1 protein-coding gene is annotated in these 1,305 nt (G+C 60.5%); it reads left to right on the forward strand.

Features of this window, described 5'->3' with window-relative positions:
- On the forward strand, positions 1–1,305 hold a 1,305-nt coding region (gene gudD, locus ACSZPU_RS25735; protein ID WP_499004444.1), incomplete at its 5' end, for a glucarate dehydratase.

Raw genomic sequence — 1,305 nt, forward strand, 5'->3', positions numbered from 1 at the left:
GTAAAAGTGATCCCGGTTGCCGGGCACGACAGCATGCTGATGAACCTGAGCGGTGCCCATGCGCCGTTCTTCACCCGTAACATCGTTATCATCACCGACAATTCCGGCAACACCGGTGTGGGTGAGGTTCCGGGTGGCGAAAAAATCCGTCAGACCATTGAAGACGCGGCACCGCTGATTGTTGGCAAAACCCTCGGCGCCTACAAAAACGTCCTCAACGATGTGCGCGGCGCCTTTGCTGACCGCGACGCCGCTGGCCGTGGCCTGCAGACGTTTGACCTGCGTACCACCATCCACGTGGTCACCGCCATTGAAGCCGCGATGCTCGACCTGCTGGGCAAACACCTCGGTGTGAACGTGGCGTCCCTGCTGGGCGACGGCCAGCAGCGCAGCGAAGTGGAAATGCTGGGTTACCTGTTCTTCGTCGGTAACAGCAAAGCCACCCCGCTGCCGTACCAGAGCCAGCCGGATGACAAATGCGACTGGTATCGCGTGCGTCACGAAGAGGCGATGACTCCGGACCGCGTGGTGCGTCTGGCCGAAGCGGCGTATGAAAAATACGGCTTCAACGACTTCAAACTGAAAGGCGGCGTACTGGCAGGTGAAGAAGAAGCCGAGTCTATCGTTGCGCTGGCAAAACGCTTCCCGCAGGCCCGCGTGACCCTCGACCCGAACGGTGCATGGTCCCTGAATGAAGCGATCAAAATCGGTAAATACCTGAAAGGCGTGCTGGCCTACGCGGAAGATCCGTGTGGCGCTGAGCAGGGCTTCTCCGGCCGTGAAGTGATGGCGGAATTCCGTCGCGCCACCGGCCTGCCGACCGCGACCAACATGATTGCCACCGACTGGCGTCAGATGGGTCACACGCTGTCCCTGCAGTCCGTGGACATTCCGCTGGCGGATCCGCACTTCTGGACCATGCAGGGTTCCGTGCGCGTGGCGCAGATGTGTCACGAGTTCGGCCTGACCTGGGGTTCGCACTCCAACAACCACTTCGACATCTCGCTGGCGATGTTCACCCACGTGGCAGCCGCCGCGCCGGGCAAAATCACCGCTATCGATACCCACTGGATCTGGCAGGAAGGCAACCAGCGCCTGACCAAAGAGCCGTTCGAAATCAAGGGCGGGATGGTGCAGGTACCGACGACGCCGGGTCTGGGCGTGGAGCTGGATATGGACCAGGTGATGAAGGCCCACGAGCTGTATCAGAAACACGGTCTGGGTGCGCGCGACGATGCAATGGGGATGCAGTATCTGATCCCTGGCTGGACGTTCGACAACAAACGTCCTTGCATGGTGCGTTAA

This window comes from Phytobacter sp. V69 (genome assembly GCF_965644215.1).
In the GTDB taxonomy this organism is placed as follows: Bacteria; Pseudomonadota; Gammaproteobacteria; order Enterobacterales; family Enterobacteriaceae; genus Phytobacter.